General features: G+C 63.5%; 20 protein-coding genes. 11 read left to right on the top strand and 9 right to left on the bottom strand.

Going from position 1 to position 16,995, the window contains the following annotated elements:
• Positions 1 to 332: 332 nt before the first annotated feature.
• Positions 333 to 539: a hypothetical protein gene (locus AC0L30_RS36350; RefSeq protein ID WP_007601421.1), complete on the top strand. Its 207-nt coding sequence runs from the start codon at positions 333 to 335 to the stop codon at positions 537 to 539.
• A gap of 27 nt (positions 540 to 566) precedes the next feature.
• On the opposite strand, the gene AC0L30_RS36345 is transcribed toward AC0L30_RS36350, so the two are convergent.
• From AC0L30_RS36345 to AC0L30_RS36320, 6 genes are all read right to left on the bottom strand, one after another.
• Positions 567 to 974 (bottom strand): hypothetical protein, encoded by a 408-nt coding sequence (locus tag AC0L30_RS36345; RefSeq protein WP_219678769.1) that lies wholly within the window; start codon positions 972 to 974, stop codon positions 567 to 569.
• Between the two features lie 59 nt (positions 975 to 1,033).
• Positions 1,034 to 1,201 carry a hypothetical protein gene (locus AC0L30_RS36340; protein ID WP_007601419.1) on the bottom strand — a complete coding sequence of 56 codons (168 nt, stop codon included), beginning with the start codon at positions 1,199 to 1,201 and terminating at the stop codon, positions 1,034 to 1,036.
• Between the two features lie 169 nt (positions 1,202 to 1,370).
• Positions 1,371 to 1,604 (bottom strand): hypothetical protein, encoded by a 234-nt coding sequence (locus AC0L30_RS36335; protein WP_007601418.1) that lies wholly within the window; start codon positions 1,602 to 1,604, stop codon positions 1,371 to 1,373.
• A complete protein-coding gene (locus AC0L30_RS36330; RefSeq protein WP_007601417.1) occupies positions 1,601 to 1,900 on the bottom strand; it encodes a hypothetical protein in 300 nt (99 codons plus the stop codon). Before AC0L30_RS36330 ends, AC0L30_RS36335 begins: the two co-directional genes overlap by 4 nt.
• Positions 1,901 to 2,030: 130 nt before the next feature.
• Complete coding sequence (locus AC0L30_RS36325; RefSeq protein WP_473406314.1) at positions 2,031 to 4,520, bottom strand: TonB-dependent receptor; 2,490 nt, start codon at positions 4,518 to 4,520, stop codon at positions 2,031 to 2,033.
• A gap of 153 nt (positions 4,521 to 4,673) precedes the next feature.
• Positions 4,674 to 6,032 (bottom strand): histidine kinase, encoded by a 1,359-nt coding sequence (locus tag AC0L30_RS36320; RefSeq protein WP_219678762.1) that lies wholly within the window; start codon positions 6,030 to 6,032, stop codon positions 4,674 to 4,676.
• Positions 6,033 to 6,178: 146 nt separating this feature from the next.
• On the opposite strand from AC0L30_RS36320, the gene AC0L30_RS36315 reads away from it, so the two are divergent.
• Positions 6,179 to 6,799, top strand: a complete 621-nt coding sequence (locus AC0L30_RS36315) for a response regulator (protein ID WP_007601414.1) — start codon at positions 6,179 to 6,181, stop codon at positions 6,797 to 6,799.
• 70 nt (positions 6,800 to 6,869) lie between these two features.
• Positions 6,870 to 7,715: an S-formylglutathione hydrolase gene (gene fghA, locus AC0L30_RS36310; RefSeq protein ID WP_219678758.1), complete on the top strand. Its 846-nt coding sequence runs from the start codon at positions 6,870 to 6,872 to the stop codon at positions 7,713 to 7,715.
• Positions 7,716 to 7,724: 9 nt separating this feature from the next.
• Here the strand turns inward: fghA and AC0L30_RS36305 are convergent, their stop codons facing one another.
• The gene (locus AC0L30_RS36305) at positions 7,725 to 8,294 is read right to left on the bottom strand and encodes a DUF3280 domain-containing protein (RefSeq protein WP_007601407.1); all 570 of its coding nucleotides are present in this window, start codon (positions 8,292 to 8,294) and stop codon (positions 7,725 to 7,727) included.
• Between the two features lie 58 nt (positions 8,295 to 8,352).
• On the opposite strand from AC0L30_RS36305, the gene AC0L30_RS36300 reads away from it, so the two are divergent.
• The 6 genes from AC0L30_RS36300 (at position 8,353) to AC0L30_RS36275 (ending at position 13,201) form a co-directional block, all read left to right on the top strand.
• Positions 8,353 to 9,534 carry an ABC transporter substrate-binding protein gene (locus AC0L30_RS36300; RefSeq protein ID WP_473406313.1) on the top strand — a complete coding sequence of 394 codons (1,182 nt, stop codon included), beginning with the start codon at positions 8,353 to 8,355 and terminating at the stop codon, positions 9,532 to 9,534.
• A gap of 8 nt (positions 9,535 to 9,542) precedes the next feature.
• Positions 9,543 to 10,511: a YVTN family beta-propeller repeat protein gene (locus AC0L30_RS36295; protein WP_219678751.1), complete on the top strand. Its 969-nt coding sequence runs from the start codon at positions 9,543 to 9,545 to the stop codon at positions 10,509 to 10,511.
• Positions 10,508 to 11,314 carry an ABC transporter ATP-binding protein gene (locus tag AC0L30_RS36290; RefSeq protein ID WP_473406312.1) on the top strand — a complete coding sequence of 269 codons (807 nt, stop codon included), beginning with the start codon at positions 10,508 to 10,510 and terminating at the stop codon, positions 11,312 to 11,314. The genes AC0L30_RS36295 and AC0L30_RS36290 overlap by 4 nt, the downstream gene beginning before the upstream one ends.
• The gene (locus AC0L30_RS36285) at positions 11,311 to 12,159 is read left to right on the top strand and encodes an ABC transporter permease (protein ID WP_035994388.1); all 849 of its coding nucleotides are present in this window, start codon (positions 11,311 to 11,313) and stop codon (positions 12,157 to 12,159) included. The genes AC0L30_RS36290 and AC0L30_RS36285 overlap by 4 nt, the downstream gene beginning before the upstream one ends.
• The gene (locus tag AC0L30_RS36280) at positions 12,156 to 12,770 is read left to right on the top strand and encodes a hypothetical protein (RefSeq protein ID WP_007601402.1); all 615 of its coding nucleotides are present in this window, start codon (positions 12,156 to 12,158) and stop codon (positions 12,768 to 12,770) included. The genes AC0L30_RS36285 and AC0L30_RS36280 overlap by 4 nt, the downstream gene beginning before the upstream one ends.
• 131 nt (positions 12,771 to 12,901) lie before the next feature.
• Complete coding sequence (locus tag AC0L30_RS36275) at positions 12,902 to 13,201, top strand: copper-binding protein (RefSeq protein WP_007601401.1); 300 nt, start codon at positions 12,902 to 12,904, stop codon at positions 13,199 to 13,201.
• A gap of 160 nt (positions 13,202 to 13,361) precedes the next feature.
• Here the strand turns inward: AC0L30_RS36275 and AC0L30_RS36270 are convergent, their stop codons facing one another.
• Positions 13,362 to 13,919, bottom strand: a complete 558-nt coding sequence (locus tag AC0L30_RS36270) for a PQQ-dependent catabolism-associated CXXCW motif protein (protein WP_007601399.1) — start codon at positions 13,917 to 13,919, stop codon at positions 13,362 to 13,364.
• A 1-nt stretch (position 13,920) separates the two neighbouring features.
• Positions 13,921 to 14,802 (bottom strand): substrate-binding domain-containing protein, encoded by an 882-nt coding sequence (locus AC0L30_RS36265; RefSeq protein WP_473367357.1) that lies wholly within the window; start codon positions 14,800 to 14,802, stop codon positions 13,921 to 13,923.
• A 128-nt stretch (positions 14,803 to 14,930) separates the two neighbouring features.
• Between AC0L30_RS36265 and AC0L30_RS36260 the strand changes: the two genes are divergently transcribed.
• The gene (locus tag AC0L30_RS36260; RefSeq protein ID WP_473406311.1) at positions 14,931 to 15,857 is read left to right on the top strand and encodes a quinoprotein relay system zinc metallohydrolase 2; all 927 of its coding nucleotides are present in this window, start codon (positions 14,931 to 14,933) and stop codon (positions 15,855 to 15,857) included.
• Positions 15,858 to 15,907: 50 nt separating this feature from the next.
• Positions 15,908 to 16,726 (top strand): quinoprotein dehydrogenase-associated SoxYZ-like carrier, encoded by an 819-nt coding sequence (locus AC0L30_RS36255; protein WP_007601393.1) that lies wholly within the window; start codon positions 15,908 to 15,910, stop codon positions 16,724 to 16,726.
• Positions 16,727 to 16,995 lie beyond the last annotated feature (269 nt).

Below are 16,995 nucleotides of genomic sequence, written 5' to 3'. Positions count from 1 at the left end.
TCGAAATATCAGCCCCACCGTCATTCGAATTCCAGCCCAATCCGGCGAGGAAGTTATCAGTTCCCCTCGACAGGGGCCCGTAGGCTCACAGAATGCCATAAACCCCACGGAAATTACGACCAAAGTTCGCAAATATGGGATATGGTGCAACCATCGCCGCTCCGTCTGGGCGATTGTCTGTCTGCACCGGTCAACCAAGAGAACGACTGACTTATGACGCGGTTCGACCGCATCATACTGTGGTAACCTCTTCCGCTGGACCAAGTGCCTGTCCTGCCAGGGATACAACGACTGACCCCGCGTCAGAGTCACTGTGAATTCGAGGTAGATCTATGTCGTATGCCTACAAGCTGAATGAAGACGTTCGCCACCAGCCCCAAGGCCCACAAGGACGTGCCGCAACCGAGCCACCGATGATTTATACCATCGTCCAGCATATGCCCATCGAGGCCGATGGACGTCTCCGATACCGCATCAAGTGCAAGTCGGAGAAAATCGAGCGAGTCGTCACGGAAGATCAGCTTTCGTATTCGCAGTGAACTGCTGGATGACGGCGGCTCCCTCGCTCAGCGCGAGCGCTTCGGCAACTTTGGCAGCTTGTCGGGATTGAACGGCGGTATCTGCCGGGTTCGTTCTGGCGCGGGCGTCTGCTGTTCCGTCAGGATCAGCGTACCCTGGAGGATCATTCCCGGCACTTGCGCTGCCGTCGCCGTGTAGGTCGCGACCTTGCCCGGGCAGTTTCCCTCGATATCCAGCGTGAGCTCATCGTCGACGCCGAACACCGTTGCGCGTCCGTCGGTATGGCGCTTCGTCGACACGGTGGCGGTGAAGCGATCTCCGTCGACCTTGCAAGAGCCGTGATAGGTCATCAGGCTGTCGCAGCCCCAGATCTGTCCGTCTGCGACATGGACGATCCCGGTCCCCTGATCGAGCGGCGTCTTGTACCACGCCGCATAGGTGCCGTCCTTCAACATGGGAGCAGTCTCCCGGTATTCCCTCGCGCATCATCGACACGATCAGCGCTAACAAAGCGTTAATCGCGCGGCCCGTGCCAATCCGGACTATTCCTGCGCAGCTCGGCTTCGAGGTCTTCAATGATGCTGTGAAGCAGACACGCGGCAAGCGGATCGGTCACTTCGCGCTCCAAATGCCGGTAACGCGCGATCTGGAATTCCTGCTCTCTCAACTGGTGCTCTGTCATCGGACGGGCCCTCCGACGAACCGACGCAGAGACAGCCGAACAGTTTCGTTACAATTTTAGGATCATTCGCTATGGTTTCCGATCGGTAAAAGCAACGCGACGCCAAGCTTCGCCGGCGTGAGGGATCATCGGAGACTTCGAAAGGTCGATACGCCGACATGCGCCGCTGTTACGGCACGTCACCGCTTCTCCGATTCTCGCCGATGCTGTGCGGCTTGTTGAGGAAGAACTCCCGGTTACCGAGAGCCGCTTCCGCGTACTGGTCGATCGCGACCTGGATGGCCTCGATGTGCATGCGGCACCAGCCCTCGAGGCAGGACAGGCGCCGCGCATGATGGAGAGCCTTCAGAAATTCCGGGGGCTCCTGCATGTCGGAGAAGTAGGTCGGCCTCTCCCCCTTCATGCCCGTGCCATCTCTCGCGGCGGCACCAGCCGGCGCTTCTCAACACCGACGCGCGATGGCATCGGCCGACGGCGGGGAACGAAGAGGCTGGCGACGACGATCGGGTCGGTGTCTCCGAGCGCGGCCCGCTCCTGAACGAGCCCGCTCATCACCGTGCGCATCTTCATGACTTCGCCTGCGACGAAGCTACAGTCCTCGTCCCTGTTGATCTGCTCATGCATGATCGCCTCGGCCTCACGCATGCTGACGCGCAACGCCCTGATGATCCTGCGGATTTCGTTGATGCGGTTGTCCATGGCTCGCTCCCTTGGCTGGACGAACAGCATAAGAACAAAACATGAACAATGAGTCAATCGGCTTGAGGTAGAACAGAGCCGGCGTGACACGCCGTTCCGGGCGGCGCCACCCCGGGCTTACCGAGCCAGATCAGAACGTCACCCGCATCCCCGCATAGAATGCGCGCGGCCTTGCCGGGCTGAGTGAGCGCGGGTCGCTGAACTCGGCGGCGCCATTGGTGAAGTTGGGCACGGCTGTGCGGTCGAAGAACTGTCCGTAGGTCGCGTAACGCTTGTCGAAGATATTGTCGATCTTGCCGTAGAGCTGGACGTTCTTGGTCACTTGGTAGGACGTGTGCAGGTTGAACACGGTATAGGACGGCAGCTTCGCATATTGGTTGGACTCGTCCCCAACCAGATATTGGCTGGAGACGAACAGCGCGTTGCCGCCGACCTTCCACACGTCGGTGACGGCATAGTCGACACCGACCTTGACGCGATGGCGCGGGATCGCGGGGAGCTGGTTGCCGGGCAGCACCTGAATGGTTTCGGTGACAGTATCCCTGAACGGGCTTTCGGAGCCGAGTGCGAAAGCGTCGAGATAGCGTGCGTCGACGAACGCGTAGCTCGCCTGAAACTGAAGCGCGGGCGACTTGATGTTGACCTCGGCTTCGAGCCCCTGACGCCTGGTCCGGCCGACGTTGGAGAAATAGCCGAAGCCGGTGCGGCCGACTGCGGGAACGGCGACGATGTCGTCGACATTGGTGGCGCGGAAGCCGCCGATTTTCCAACCAAGCGTGCCGATGTTCAGCTCCCTGCTGCCGCGCAGGCCCGCTTCCACGGTCTTGGACACGACCTGCTTCAATGGCGGATCGGAGACGAGAAACGCGGCAATGAGACAGGGACGGGCTGGATCGGAGCAGCCGAGCTCGAGCGGCGTCGGAACGCGATTGGCCTCGGAATAGCCGGCATAGGCCGTCAGCTCCGGCGTGATCTTGTAGGTGCCGCCGATCACCGGATTGAAGCGGGCGAAGGTGTGATCGCCGTTGAGATCGGTCCCGAGCTGATCCTCCAGCGTGATGCGCGCCACGTTGAAGCGGCCGCCGCCGGTGACGGCGAAGGCGTCCGTGACATTGAACGTGTCCATTGCGTAGAGGCCGTTATATTGATTGACGGTCCGCAGCGAGACAGGGCCGGCAACGGTATCAGGTACGCCGGTCGGCCCCAGGAAGAGGCCGCCGCCGCTGACGACGTAGTTTTCTCCGATCGTACCGATTTCGGCGGTGGCGTTGTAGCGCGTGACACTGGCGTCATAGGTCGCGCCCATCACGAAGCGGTTGTCGTGGCCGAACAGCTGGTCGGTGTTGGTGGCCTGCCCCGACACGCCGAAGGTGGTCGAACGTATCGAGCTGCGGTCGATCTCGCCGAGGACGGTCCCGGACGCGAAAGGATTGGCAAGCGGCAGGCCGTTAACGCCGTTTGCCGGTGTGGCGCCGTCGCCGAAGCAAAGAAGGCCGGTGAGCCCCGGATCGGTGCATTCCTGCGCGTCGGTCGGATTGCCGTCGACGAGCTTCTGCTCGTACCTGCGCACATGCGCGGTGCCTTCGAGCGTCCAGGTCGGCGTCGCATCGACCTTGCCTGTCAAGTTGAGATAGCCGACGCGATTGGAAGTGGTCTGCGGGGTCGTGTAGGTCGCGCCCCAATATTTGTCGAGCAGCTCGGCGGGAACGGTGGCGTTGGCGCCGAAATCGTTCTTGGCGACGCCCATATTGGCGTGGAATTCGCTGTCGCCGGCCTTGTAGCCGACGTCGCCGTAGAAGCGCCGCACGTCGGATTGGGAGAAATTGCGGAAGCCGTTGTCGTGCAGGCCTTCGAGCGCGGCATAGACGCCGTAGTTCTTGTCAACCGTCTTGCCCCATTGCGCCGAGCCCTGGATGCGGCCGAACGAGCCGCCCATGAGATCAAGCTCCGCGCCCTGATAGGTGAAACCGTCCTTCATTTGCAAATTGATCGCGCCGCCTAGCGCGTTGAGGCCGAAGGCGGGATTGTTGGTCACGAGCGTCACCGACCGGATCGCCGCGGTCGGGATCAGGTCCCAGTTGACGGCATCGGAGAAGGCTTCGTTGATGCGAACGCCGTTCTGATACACCGCGAGGCCTTGCGGCGTGCCCGTCACGGGCGAAGCGACGAAGCCGCGGAATTCGACATTCGGCTGGAACGGATTGCCAGTGACCTCGGTGATGTTAACGCCGGCGATGTTGTCGCGAAGCGCGTCGGTGATGTTCAAGGAGCCGGTGCGCTTGATCTGGCTGGCGTCGACGGCGTTGATCGCCGACGGAACCTTGTCGACGTCAAGACCTCTGCCGGCACCCGGCGCGGTCGGGTAGACGTAAAGGCGCGTCTTGGGGCTGGCGGATGACGGTGCCCCGATGTGCGCGACCGGTCGCGATGACGCGGTGCGTCGCGCCGTTGACCGCGGCGGCGCCGTTACCTCGACAGGCGGCAAGTTCTGGACGTTAGTTTCTTCGTCCTGCGCGGCCCCCGCGGGGATCGCGAAGACGGAGAGCAGCCCGGTCGAAACCGAGGCCATCAACAAACGACGCTTGAACCAAATAGCCTTGAACCAAAGAGCCTTGCCCATCCCAGCCTTCCCATCCGTGGCCACCGGCTGTTTTGATTTTCGCCGGTTGGTCGAGACGAGTGTAATCGGCAGGGATGCGTGCGCCAGCCACAAAAGGTCGGGCCCTATCCGCACCAATTTTCCCGACAAGATCGGGAATTTTTCCCGACGCGATCAGGCCGCCGCCGTCGGAACCAGGGCCTCGACGGTCAGACCGCCGTCACCCGAGACGACGTTGAGCGTGCCGCCCAGCGCCAGAATCCGCTCGCGCATGCCGACGAGCCCGAAGCCGAGCTTCTGGCCCGGCTCCATGCCGCGGCCGTTGTCGCTGATCCGCACTCGGGCACCGCTGCGGCCATCGCTTGCCGCCTGCGCCACCGGCTCGATGACGACATTGACCGAGGTCGCGCCGGCGTGGCGGAACACGTTGGTGAGCGCCTCCTGCACGATGCGGTAGATGGTGAGGTCGGCGGTCTCCCCGGTGACGCCAAGCGCCGGCGAGATCACGGTCTCGATGGCGACATCGGGATGCGACTCCCGCCACAGCCGCGACAGCGATTCCAGTGCCTGGCGCAGGCCGAGCTCGGCCAGGCCGACAGGCCGGAGGCGCTCCAGCACGCGGCGATTGAACTGTTGAAGCGCGTTGATCTGCTCCAGCATGGCGCTGCCGTGTTTTCGCACGGCCTCCGCATTCGGGGCGCGTCCGTCCGCCTGCTTTGCCAGCGCGCTCGCATGCGCGCGCAGCGAGAACAGATATGGCCCGAACTCGTCATGGAGCTCGCGGGCGATCTCCTTGCGCTCGACATCCTGGAGCGATACCGTTCGCTCGGCGAGGCGCCGCTTGTCCTCGATGGCGTCACTGAGCGTTGCCGCAAGATGGTTGAGCTTGGTGCAGATCGCGGCGAGCTCCGGCGCGCCGCCCGGCGCGACGCGCGCCTGATAGCGACCGTCTTCGAGCTCGGCCATCATATCCGCCAGGGACTGGAGCGGCGCCAGCGCCCGGCCGACCACATTCATCATCACCAGGAACAGCGCCAGCGCGATCACCGAGCCGACCTCGAGCTGGGTCACGATGGCGTCCCAGATCTCGGCGATCTCGTCATCGGGATGGGAGGTGATCAGCAGCGAACCCGGCTTGCCGTGGATCGAGACGGGTACGCTCACCGCGGTCTGCTCGGGATGAACCAGGCTGACGAACCAGGCCGGCGGCGCGCGGGTGTCGTCATCGACGTCGGTCCGCGGCTGCGTCAGCGGACTGCCGGCTTCGTCCCGAAGCGCGATGCTGACATGGCGCAGGCGACTGAGGTCGCGCGCAATCTGGTTGAGCCTGGCATCCGGATCGGGCGCCTCGTTGAGATCCGCAACGATCATCTCGATGAATTCGCGCGCGAGCCGGATCACGCTCTGGTCCTCGGCCTGCACGCGCGGCCCGGCTTCTGCGACCTGGCGGCCGATATTGACGGCGAGTCCCAGCGCCAGCAGCAGCGCCAGGAGCAGGTTGATGCGCCCGCGCAAGGATAGATTTTGCCACATTGGTATCGCCCGTACCCCCCGCGAAGGATTGGCCTGCGCCTGTCCGATAACGTTGACAGAGGCGAAGCGCCCGATATCTAATCGAAAGCGTACAGCAATCCCGGCCGGGCGCGAAACAGGCCAAGACGCTGTCACGAGGAACGCCTATGCGCATTTTGATCGTCGACGATCATCCCATCGTCGCCTCCGGCTGCCGTGCCGTGCTGGCCGACGAGGGCGAGATCGAGATTTTGGAGGCCGCCGACGCCGAAGACGGCGAGTGCGTCTTCATCGTCGAGCGCCCCGACCTCTCGATCATCGACATCAACCTGCCGACCGTGTCCGGCTTTGAGCTCGCGCGCCGCATCCTCGAGCGCGCGCCCGAGGCCCGAATCATCATGTTCAGCATGAACGACGACCCTGCTTTTGCCGCGCGTGCGATCGAGTGCGGCGCCAAGGGCTATGTCTCCAAGACCGGTGACCCCGATGATCTCGTCGAGGCGATTCGCATCGTTGGCGGCGGCGGCACCTATCTGCCGAGCGCGATCGCGCGCAGCATCGCCTTTGCGGGACCCGCGCTGGCGCAAAGCCCGCTGTCGAAACTGAATGCGCGCGAGATGGAGATTTTGCGGCTACTCAGCGCCGGAAAGAGCCTTTCCGAGATCGCCTGGCTGGTGCAGTCGTCCTACAAGACTGTCGCCAACACCTCGTCCATCATGCGCCAGAAGCTCGGGGTGAAAACCTCTGTCGAGCTGGTGCGGCTGGCGATCGACAGTGGCGTGGCCTGACGGCCGCCACGAATTCGGTCACACAAGCGTTGCAATCCTGATGTGGCTTGATGCCACGGAGCATAACGGCATGACGATCCAGACTGTCTCGACCAATACATCCTATGGCGGCGTGCAGGGCGTGTATCGCCATGCCAGCCAGGCAACCGGAACCGACATGGTGTTCTCGGTCTATGTTCCTCCGCACGCGCAGGGCGCCAAGCTGCCCGTGGTCTGGTATCTCTCCGGCCTCACTTGCACGCATGCCAACGTCACCGAGAAAGGCGAATTCCGCAAAGCCTGCGCCGAGCTCGGCCTGATCTTCGTCGCGCCCGACACCTCCCCGCGGGGCCCCGACGTGCCGGGCGATGCCAATAATGCCTATGATTTCGGTCTTGGCGCCGGCTTCTATGTCGACGCGACGGAAGCGCCGTTTTCGCGCAATTATCGCATGTGGAGCTACGTCACCGACGAACTGCCGAAACTCGTGGCGGAGAATTTTCCGGTCGATGCCAAGCGGCAATCGGTGATGGGCCATTCGATGGGCGGCCATGGCGCATTGACGGTCGCGCTGCGCAACCCGCACCGTTTTCGCGCGGCCAGCGCCTTTGCGCCGATCGTGGCGCCATCGCTCGTGCCCTGGGGCATCAAGGCGCTGACGGGCTATCTCGGGCCGAACAAGGATATGTGGCGCAGCCACGACACGGTGGCGCTGATCGAGGACGGCGCGAAGTTTTCAGGCTTTCTGGTCGATGTCGGCGAGGCTGATAACTTCTTGAAGGAGCAGCTTCGTCCTGAATTGCTGCAGGCGGCCTGTGCCAAGGCCAACATCCCGCTGACGCTGCGGCGGCAGGCGGGCTATGACCACAGCTATTATTTCATCTCGACCTTCATGGGCGATCACCTGCACTGGCATGCGGAGCGATTGAAGGAGTAAATATCCCCCTCACGGCTTGCCGTAATTCGGTGCCAGCAACCTGTTGCGGATCAGATAACTCATCGTGCGCGTCCAGGATTCATCCGTGTTGCCGCGCATGTCGGCGCTGGCGGCCGTGATCATGTTGCCGGTCTTCACGTCGCGCAGATAGATGTTCAGATTGATGATCAGGTTCGAGACCTTCTGCACCATGCCGGTGATTTCCAAATCGGCACCGAGCTGCCCGGCAAGCTTGAGGTCGCAGCCGCCGCAAGCCTGCAGATTGGCGTGACGGGCCGCGTCCCGGACCGGCGCGATATCGATCAGCTGGAACCTGCCTGACTCAACCAGTGCCTTGCGCAACTGCTCGCTGATGAGGTCGAGCCGCGCCTCCTCCGGCTTCGAGCCGTAGAACTCGCCGGGCAGGCTGGTGTCGATCAATTCGAAATCGAACACCGCGAGTTTCGGCGGATCGGCGAACGCGGCCGAGCCCGTCAACAACAAAGCTGCGAAACATATCAGCGCTCGCATGATCGTGATTCCTGGCCTCACGCGCGCGAGGACGAAATGCGGGGTTGCATGCCCTGACAAATCGGTCATGCTTTAGCAGAGACAATTCTCCATCGGCGGTCAAGCCGGGGAGTTGTACGGAGGAAACATGATCCGATGGTTGGTCGGCCTGATCGGCCTGGGTTTTGCTGCGACGAGCGCGCTCGCGGCCGACCCTGTCATTATCGGCGTCGGCTATCTCGGAATCGCCGGCACCAAATCGACGCTGTCGCTGGTCGAGCAGCCCGCGGAGAATGACGGCGTCGCCGGCGCGCGCCTCGCCATCGAGGACAACAACACCACCGGCAAATTCCTCAACCAGCGTTTTGCGCTGGAGGAGCGGCGGATCAAGGAGGGCGAGAATGCCGTGCAGGCCGCGACCGACCTCGCCGCACGCAACGGCTTCATCATCGCCGATCTGCCGGCCGACGCGCTGCTGAAAGTCGCCGACGCCTTGCGCGAGAGCGGCACGTTGCTGTTCAACGCCGGCGCGATCGACGAGCGGCTGCGCGAGGCCGATTGCCGCGCCAATGTCATCCATACCGCGCCGACCCGCGCAATGCTGGCCGATGCGCTCGGCCAATATCTGGTGTGGAAGCAGTGGAAGCGCTGGCTGCTCGTGGTCGGCTCGCATGACGAGGACAAGTTGTTCGCCGATGCGCTCCGGCGCACCGCGACGCGGTTCGGCGCCAAGATCGTGCAGGAGCGCAGCTTCGAAGACAAAGGCGGCGCGCGCCGCACGGACTCGGGCGTGACGCTGATCCAGCGCCAGATGCCGGTGTTCACGCAACAGGCTCCGGCCTATGACGTGCTGGTCGCGGCCGACGAGAGCGAGGTGTTCGGCGCCTACCTGCCCTATCGCACCTGGGATCCGCGGCCTGTCGCGGGCTCTGCCGGTCTGGTGCCGCGGAGCTGGGATGCCGCGCAGGACCAGTGGGGCGCGATCCAGATGCAGAACCGCTTCGTCAAGCTCAACGCGCGGCGGATGACCGCGCTCGACATGCAGGCGTGGACGGCCGTGCGCATGATCGGAGAGGCCACCTCGCGCACCAATTCCGGCGATATCAAGAAGGTCACCGATTTCATCAAGGGCCCGGAGTTCTCGGTCGCCGCCTTCAAGGGCACCAAGCTGACCTTGCGCGATTGGAACCTGCAGCTGCGCCAGCCGATCCTGCTGGTCGATGGCCGCATGGTGGTGTCGGTGTCGCCGCAAGAAGGTTTCCTGCATCAAGTCTCCGAGCTCGACACGCTCGGCTATGACCGCCCGGAGAGCAAATGCAAGCTGAAATGAGAAAGCAGATGTTGCGCACGTGGCGTGTTGGGTTGCTGTTCGGACTGGCGCTGGCGGCAGCGCCGGCGCATGCGTTCATCGCTTATGTCTCGAACGAGAAGAGCAACACGGTGTCGGTGATCGACACCGACAGCTGGACGGTGACCAAGACCATCAAGGTCGGCCAGCGCCCGCGCGGCATCGACTTCACGCGCGACGGCAAGTTCGTGATGGTCGCGGTCGGCGACGACGACACCATCCAGATGATCGACGCCAAGACGCAAACCGTGGTGGACAGCCTGCCCTCCGGGCCCGACCCGGAATTGTTCGCCCAGGATGCCGCTGGCAAGGTCCTCTATGTCGCGAACGAGAACGACAACACGGTGACCGTGATCGACCTCGAGAAGCGCGCCCGCCTTGGCGACATCCAGGTCGGCGTCGAGCCCGAGGGCATGACGATCAGCCCGGACGGCAAGACGCTGATCAACACGTCCGAGACCACCAACATGGCGCATTTCATCGACACGTCGTCGCGCCAGATCGTCGCCAACGTGCTGGTCGACGCGCGGCCGCGCTTTGCCGAATTCAAGCACGACGCTTCCGAATTGTGGGTGTCCTCGGAGATCGGCGGCACCGTCTCGATCATCGACCCCGCAAAGCACGAGGTGACCGGGAAGATCAATTTCGAGATTCCGGGGTTGAGGAAAGAGGCGATCCAGCCCGTCGGCATCGGCATGACCCGGGACGACAAGACCGCCTTCATCGCGCTCGGGCCAGCCAACCGCATCGCCGTGGTCGATACCGCCTCGCGCAAGGTGACCAAATATCTGCTGGTGGGACAACGGGTCTGGCACATGGCCTTCACGCCGGACGAAAAATTTCTGCTCACCACCAATGGCGTCTCGAACGACGTCTCCGTCATCGACGTCGCCGCGCAAAAGGTGATCAAGACCATTCAGGTGGGCGAACTGCCCTGGGGTATCACGATCGCGCCATGACCAGCCCTGCTCCCATCGCCGAACAACGCGAAACACCAAGGCCCGATCCGGCGGGTGTGCCCGCGCTATCGATCGACAGCGTCAGCCACGCCTATGGCCCGCGCCGCGCGCTGATGGACGTGTCCTTCGACGTGCAGCCCGCGAGCTTCACGGCCCTGCTTGGCCTCAACGGGGCGGGCAAGAGCACGCTGTTCTCGCTGGTCACGCGCCTGTTCGGCATCCAGTCCGGCCGCGTCGGCATTTTCGGCCATGATGTCAGCAAGAGTCCCGGAGAAGCGCTGCGGTTGCTCGGCGTCGTATTCCAGCCGCGCACGCTCGATCTCGATCTGTCGCTGACGCAGAACCTGCTCTATCACGCCGCACTCCACGGCATCAGCCGCCGCGAGGCCCGCGCGCGAGCCGCCGAGCTGCTCGGTCGCATCGGGCTTACCGAGCGCGCCGGCAGCAAGGTGCGCGATCTCTCGGGCGGGCAGATGCGGCGGCTGGAGATCGCCCGTGCGCTGCTGCATCGGCCACGCCTGCTCTTGCTGGACGAGCCCACCGTCGGCCTCGACGTCAAAGCGCGCGCCGACATCATCAGCCATGTGCGCCAGCTCGTGAGCGAGCAAGGCATCGGCGTGCTCTGGGCCACGCATCTGTTCGACGAGATCATGGCCGGTGACGATCTCGTGGTGCTGCACCAGGGCAAGGTGCTGGCGCGGGGACCGATGAGCCGCGTCGTCGCGGAAGCCGGCGCGCAGGACGTCAACTCCGCCTTCATGCGCCTGACCGGCGCGCAGACCGTGCCGGGCGGTGGCGCATGAGCAGCATCAGCATGCGCGAGGCGCCACGCGGCTTCTCGGCCGCCGAATACATGACCTGCCTCACGGGCATCGTCTGGCGCGAAGGACTGCGCTTCCTGCACCAGCGCGAGCGTTTCGTCTCGGCGCTGGTGCGGCCGCTGGTGTGGCTGTTCATCTTCGCCGCCGGTTTCCGCCAGGTGCTCGGCATCTCCATCATCCCGCCCTACGAGACCTACATCCTCTACGAGGTCTTCATCGCGCCCGGGCTGATGGCCATGATCCAGCTGTTCAACGGCATGCAATCCTCGCTCTCGATGGTCTATGACCGCGAGATGGGCAACATGCGCACGCTGCTGGTCAGCCCACTGCCGCGCGGCTACCTGTTGTTCTGCAAGCTGCTCGCGGGCACCGCGGTGTCGCTGCTCCAGGTCTATGCGTTCCTGCTGATCGCCTGGTTCTGGGACATCACCCCTCCTCTGTCAGGCTATCTCACGGTATTGCCGGCACTGATCCTGTCCGGACTGATGCTGGGTTCGCTCGGCATGCTGATCTCCTCCGGCATCAAGCAGCTGGAGAACTTTGCCGGCGTGATGAACTTTGTCATTTTCCCGATGTTCTTCGCTTCATCGGCGCTCTACCCGCTCTGGCGGGTGCAGGAGGGCAGCCCATATCTCTACTATGTCTGCGAGGCCAATCCGTTCACCCATGCGGTCGAGCTGATCCGCTTCGCGCTGTACGGACAGATCAACTGGATCTCGCTGGCGGTGGTCGCGACCTGCACAATCGTCTTCATGATCGGCGCGATTCTGGCCTATGATCCCTCGCGCGGGCTGGCGCGACGGGGCCCTGCGGGAGGCGAAGGATGACGGTTCGGGTTCTGGCCATGGCCGCTCTGATGCTCGCAGCCGCGGGCACGGCGGCACGCGCGGCCGATCCGCGCTATCCGGATTGGCCCTGCACGCAGGCAAAAGTGCCGGAAATTTCGCTCGCGGCCGTTTGGGCTGGCCCCTCGCTCGACGACGTGCAGAACAAGTGGAAGGACGACGCCAAGGTCAGCGCGCTGGTCGCCAAACTGTCGGCACGCAAGACACCGCTGGAAGAGGCCGAGAAGTTGGTGAAGGAGTTTTTGGCGGGCTCCGCGGCCGACAAGACCGCGAATGCGAAACTGCTGTTCGCAGGCCTGTTCGACACGCTCAACGCTCAGCGCTCGCAGGTCATGAGCGGGTTGGAACGCGTCAGCCGCAAGCAGCGCGAAGCCGCCGACAAGATCCGCGAGGAGAGTGTCCAGCTCCAGGCGCTCCAGGGCGCCACGCCGCGCGACGAGGCTAAGGTCGAGGCGCTCAGCAACGAGCTGATCTGGAAGACCCGCATTTTCGAGGACCGCCACAAGGTCGTGCGGTTCGTTTGCGAGGTTCCCACCACCATCGACCAGCGGCTGTTTGCGCTCGGACGCGTGATCCAGCAGGAAATGGAATAGCGTCAGCCTCATTGACCGCTTGCGGCAGGTTCCCGCGCCTCCATTGCGATCATTAACCTGTGCTATATGCCGGAACCAAATCGGTCTAGGATGTCTTGTCGACGGGTAATCCAAGGCATCGGGAGGCCTCGATGGGAACCACAAAATTCATCCTCGCAGGCGCTGCGGCCATCAGCATGCTCGCAAGCAGCGCATTCGCTGACGATCTGACCGGAATGGTCACGCGGATAGATCGGCTCAACAGCACGATTTCGATCCAGCAGACGCAGAAGGGCACAGTCGGCGGCAGCGCAGGCGGCGCAGGCGCGCTCCAGGAGTACAAGGCCAAGGATGCCGCGATGCTCGACGCCGTCCACGCCGGCGACCGAGTGAGCTACTCTGCGACCGACAATAACGGCACGGGTACGCTGACGAAGTTGCAGAAGCAGTAGGCCGGGATCTTTGCGGCATCCTTCGAGACGCCCGCCTACGGCGGGCTCCTCAGGATGAGGTCTGGTTTCGTGGCGAGATGTCAGACCCTCATGGTGAGGAGACCGCGAAGCGGTCGTCCCGAACCACGAGGCCGTCGAGGACACAGCTCGGCTCAATTCTTCACTGCTCCGGCCGCGGCTCGGGCTGCGCCTCCTCAGTCGGAAGCTTTGCACGCTCCCAGCCGTCGGTGCCATCGGGATACCAGGCGACGCTGGAGTAGCCATACGCGAGCGCGCGCTTGGCGGCGTTCCAGGACATCCAGCAATCGGCCAGGCAATAGATCACGAGCAGCGCGGTCTTGTCGCCGTGTGATGCACGCGCGAGGCCGCGCTGGAAATAGTCGTCCATGGCGGGCGGCAGCGTGCCGTAGCCGGTATCCGGCAGCCAGATGCTGCCCGGAATGTTTTTGCGCGGCGCCTCGCGCCAGACGGTCCCCGCTGGAAGGTTCTTCGGCTTCGGCGCGCGCGGCAGCACGTCGATGAAGGCGCCGCTCTTCGCGTGCCAGATCGCCTCGGCTTCTGACGTCGACAGCACGCGCGCGCCGCCGAGCGTCGCCGGCACGGGCGCGCGGTAGTTGTCGGTGCGATAGCCCTCGGGCTCGAACGGCTCCTGCTGCTGCGCAACGACCGGCGCCATCAGCACGGCGGCGACCAGCGCAGCGACAACGCGCCGCCTCATGTCATGGTGCCTTCTTGGCCGTCTCCGCGCCGAGCGGCCGATCGCTCTCGTCCAGCAGCGGCACGCCGAAATCGAGCAGGATCTTGTTGATCTCGCCCTGGTTCTCCTGGATCAGCTTGTTGAGCTGCCGCTTCCAGTTCTGGTCGGCGCCACGCACGCCCATGCCGATGCGATAGACCAGTTTTGGCCCGGTGGTCTCCTTCACCAGCGGCGTGACATGAAGCGACCCCGCCTTCTTTGCGTAGAATCCTGCCATCGGTCCCCACAGCACGCCGGCGTCGATCTTGCCCGCCGTGAGATCATCGATCATTGCCTGCGCCGAATTGTCGTAGCGCGTGTCGATCATCAGCGGATAGGGCTTTGCATCACCCATCAGTCCCGCGATGGCCATGTTGGTGGCAGGCGGCGTACCGGCGACGATGCCGACATGCTTGCCCTTCAGCCTGGCATCCTCGAGCGTGTCGACCTCCTCCAGCCCGCCGCCTGCTTTCGCGACCAGCGCATAGCTCGTGCGGTAATAGGGATTGGTGCCTTGCACGAGGTCATCGCCTTGGGGGAAGCCCATGATGACGTCGCAGCGATGCGAGCCGAGCGTCATGCGCACGAAGCCGGTGGCTTGCGGAAAAAAGACATAGTCGAGCTTCTTCTGGAGCTTGTCCGCAAACAGCTCGGCAAGCTTGTTCTCGAACCCCTCGCCCTTCTCGTTCGAGAACGGCAGATTGCGCGGGTCGGAACAGACGCGCAGCACCTTGGGGTCGACCAGCTCGAACGAGAGGTCACCCGTCTCGTTGGTCTGCGCGATGGCGACGTCGCCGAACGCGCAAGACGCAACCAGGATACTCAGTGAAAACAACCAGCGACGATGTCGTCCGGCCTCCGTCATCGCGCTTCCTCCTACGCTTGTTTGAATGCTAGCCATGCAACGCATGACGCGCCATGTCTTGCCAGAGTTTGTGCTGGCTTTCTTTGTTGCAGTGCAATGCGCGCAACCCTTTGAACTGAGGCGGAAAAGTGTCTCGCATCGCTCTCGTGATCGCAGCCTTGTCCCTGCTGGTGACAGCGACGCTAGCATGCGCCGCAGCGGCCGAATTGCCTGTGAGCGAAGTCGCGCCGGGAATATTCGTACACTCCGGGACCATCGCGCTGATGACCCGCGAGAACGAGGGCGACATCGCCAACGTCGGCTTCATCGTGGGCAAGAATGCGGTGGCCGTGATCGATACCGGCGGTAGCTTTCGCGAGGGCGAGGCGCTATTGGCGGCGGTGCGAGCCCGCACCAGCAAGCCGATCCGCTACGTCATCAATACCCACGGCCATCCCGACCATGTTTTCGGCAATGCGGCCTTCGCCGTCGGAGACACCATTTTCGTCGGTCACAGCAGGCTGCCGCGGGCGCTGGCTGCGCGCGGCCCGTACTATCTCGACAATTTTAGGCGCATCATGGGCGACGAATTGATATCTCCCGTGAAGATCGTGCCGCCCACAATGCTTGTCACGGATACAATGACGCTCGATCTCGGCGCGCGCCGCCTGAGCTTGCGGGCCTGGCCGGCCGGGCACAGCGACAATGATTTGACCGTATTCGATGAGACGACGAAGACGCTGTTCGCTGGCGACCTCGTCTTCCTCCGCCATATTCCGGTGATGGACGGCAGCATTCGCGGCTGGCTCGGCACCCTCGGGGAACTCGATAGCATTCCGGCGCAGCGCGTCGTTCCCGGTCACGGGCCCGTGAGCGAATGGCCTGCGGCGCTGATCGATGAGCGGCGCTATCTGATGGCACTGCTGACGGACGTCCGGGCAGCGAACAAGAAGGGCGAACCGATCCGAACCGCCGCTGACAAGGCCGCCGCCTCGGAACGGCCGCACTGGGAGCTGTTCGACGACTACAACGCTCGCAACGCAACCGCAGCATTTTCGGAAATTGAATGGGAGTAGCGGACGCGCTACGATGTCCGTTACGTTGCTTCGTCCGCAGGACCATGACCATGACGGGATGCACGCGCCGACTGCCTCTGATCGCCCTGCTCCTCGGCATTGCATTCGCCGTGCCGGTGCAGGCTGAAGAAGCTTACGATCCCTGGCCGGGACTGGTGCAGGACATCTTCAGCAACCGTCCGATGAATGACGGCGGCAATGTCATTGGCATCGAGATGCCGTACCGCGCCGAGGACGCGGCCATCGTGCCCGTGACCCTGCGCAGCAAGCTCTCGCCCGGCGATGCCCGCCGCATCCGTTCGATCACGCTGGTGATCGATCGTAACCCCGCGCCGATGGCGGCGAAATTCGAGCTCGGACCGGATGCCAACGTCACTGAAATCTCGACGCGCGTGCGCGTCAACAATTACACCGACGTTCATGCGGTGGCCGAGCTCAGCGATGGCCAGCTCTACGTCTCGAAAGTCTATGTGAAGGCCTCCGGCGGCTGCTCGGCACCAGCGGGAAAGAATGCCGAGGAAGCCCAGAACCGGCTCGGCCAGATGCGCTACCGGCAATTCGCGCGCGAAGAGGCCCCCGCGAGCCGCATGCGGGAGGCGCAGATCATGATCGGCCATCCCAACAATTCCGGGCTGCAGATGGACCAGGTCACGCAGCTCTACATTCCCGCCTTCTTCGTCAACCAGCTCAAGCTGACACAGGACGACAGCCCCGTGCTTTCGATGGAAGGCGGCATCTCGATCTCGGAAGATCCCAATCTGCGCTTCACCTATGTGTCCAACGGCGCCAAGCGTTTTCGCGCGGAAGCCAAGGACACGGATGGTCACGTGTTCCGCAACGAGTGGGATGTGGAGAAGCCGGGGACGTAGCGCGCCACCTTCCCCTTCAAAGTCAAACGCATTGCGGATGGCTGTGCCCTCGCCCCTTGTGGGAGAGGGCAGCACCCCTGGTAGACAAAACTTCGCTTGGGTGAGGGGTTTGCCTCCGCGAGCTACTCTCTTGCGATAGTATTCGCGGAGGCATACCCCCATCCGGCGCTTCGCGCCACCTTCTCCCCCTGTGGGCTTGTTGCGCTATTGGCTTTTGAGGCTGAAGACGTCGAGAGAGAAGGTCTGGGTCGCGACAGGCTCCGGCCAAG

The organism is Bradyrhizobium sp. MI1.11, from assembly GCF_055811255.1.
This window is presented reverse-complemented; position numbering and strand designations above follow the sequence as displayed.

Excerpts from the sequence above, each read along its gene's own strand:
- AC0L30_RS36350 (WP_007601421.1), top strand. The coding sequence starts at position 333 with ATGTCGTATGCCTACAAGCTGAATGAAGACGTTCGCCACCAGCCCCAA.
- AC0L30_RS36345 (WP_219678769.1), bottom strand. The coding sequence starts at position 974 with ATGTTGAAGGACGGCACCTATGCGGCGTGGTACAAGACGCCGCTCGAT.
- AC0L30_RS36340 (WP_007601419.1), bottom strand. The coding sequence starts at position 1,201 with ATGACAGAGCACCAGTTGAGAGAGCAGGAATTCCAGATCGCGCGTTAC.
- AC0L30_RS36335 (WP_007601418.1), bottom strand. The coding sequence starts at position 1,604 with ATGAAGGGGGAGAGGCCGACCTACTTCTCCGACATGCAGGAGCCCCCG.
- AC0L30_RS36330 (WP_007601417.1), bottom strand. The coding sequence starts at position 1,900 with ATGGACAACCGCATCAACGAAATCCGCAGGATCATCAGGGCGTTGCGC.
- AC0L30_RS36325 (WP_473406314.1), bottom strand. The coding sequence starts at position 4,520 with ATGGGCAAGGCTCTTTGGTTCAAGGCTATTTGGTTCAAGCGTCGTTTG.
- AC0L30_RS36320 (WP_219678762.1), bottom strand. The coding sequence starts at position 6,032 with ATGTGGCAAAATCTATCCTTGCGCGGGCGCATCAACCTGCTCCTGGCG.
- AC0L30_RS36315 (WP_007601414.1), top strand. The coding sequence starts at position 6,179 with ATGCGCATTTTGATCGTCGACGATCATCCCATCGTCGCCTCCGGCTGC.
- fghA (WP_219678758.1), top strand. The coding sequence starts at position 6,870 with ATGACGATCCAGACTGTCTCGACCAATACATCCTATGGCGGCGTGCAG.
- AC0L30_RS36305 (WP_007601407.1), bottom strand. The coding sequence starts at position 8,294 with ATGACCGATTTGTCAGGGCATGCAACCCCGCATTTCGTCCTCGCGCGC.
- AC0L30_RS36300 (WP_473406313.1), top strand. The coding sequence starts at position 8,353 with ATGATCCGATGGTTGGTCGGCCTGATCGGCCTGGGTTTTGCTGCGACG.
- AC0L30_RS36295 (WP_219678751.1), top strand. The coding sequence starts at position 9,543 with ATGTTGCGCACGTGGCGTGTTGGGTTGCTGTTCGGACTGGCGCTGGCG.
- AC0L30_RS36290 (WP_473406312.1), top strand. The coding sequence starts at position 10,508 with ATGACCAGCCCTGCTCCCATCGCCGAACAACGCGAAACACCAAGGCCC.
- AC0L30_RS36285 (WP_035994388.1), top strand. The coding sequence starts at position 11,311 with ATGAGCAGCATCAGCATGCGCGAGGCGCCACGCGGCTTCTCGGCCGCC.
- AC0L30_RS36280 (WP_007601402.1), top strand. The coding sequence starts at position 12,156 with ATGACGGTTCGGGTTCTGGCCATGGCCGCTCTGATGCTCGCAGCCGCG.
- AC0L30_RS36275 (WP_007601401.1), top strand. The coding sequence starts at position 12,902 with ATGGGAACCACAAAATTCATCCTCGCAGGCGCTGCGGCCATCAGCATG.
- AC0L30_RS36270 (WP_007601399.1), bottom strand. The coding sequence starts at position 13,919 with ATGAGGCGGCGCGTTGTCGCTGCGCTGGTCGCCGCCGTGCTGATGGCG.
- AC0L30_RS36265 (WP_473367357.1), bottom strand. The coding sequence starts at position 14,802 with ATGACGGAGGCCGGACGACATCGTCGCTGGTTGTTTTCACTGAGTATC.
- AC0L30_RS36255 (WP_007601393.1), top strand. The coding sequence starts at position 15,908 with ATGACGGGATGCACGCGCCGACTGCCTCTGATCGCCCTGCTCCTCGGC.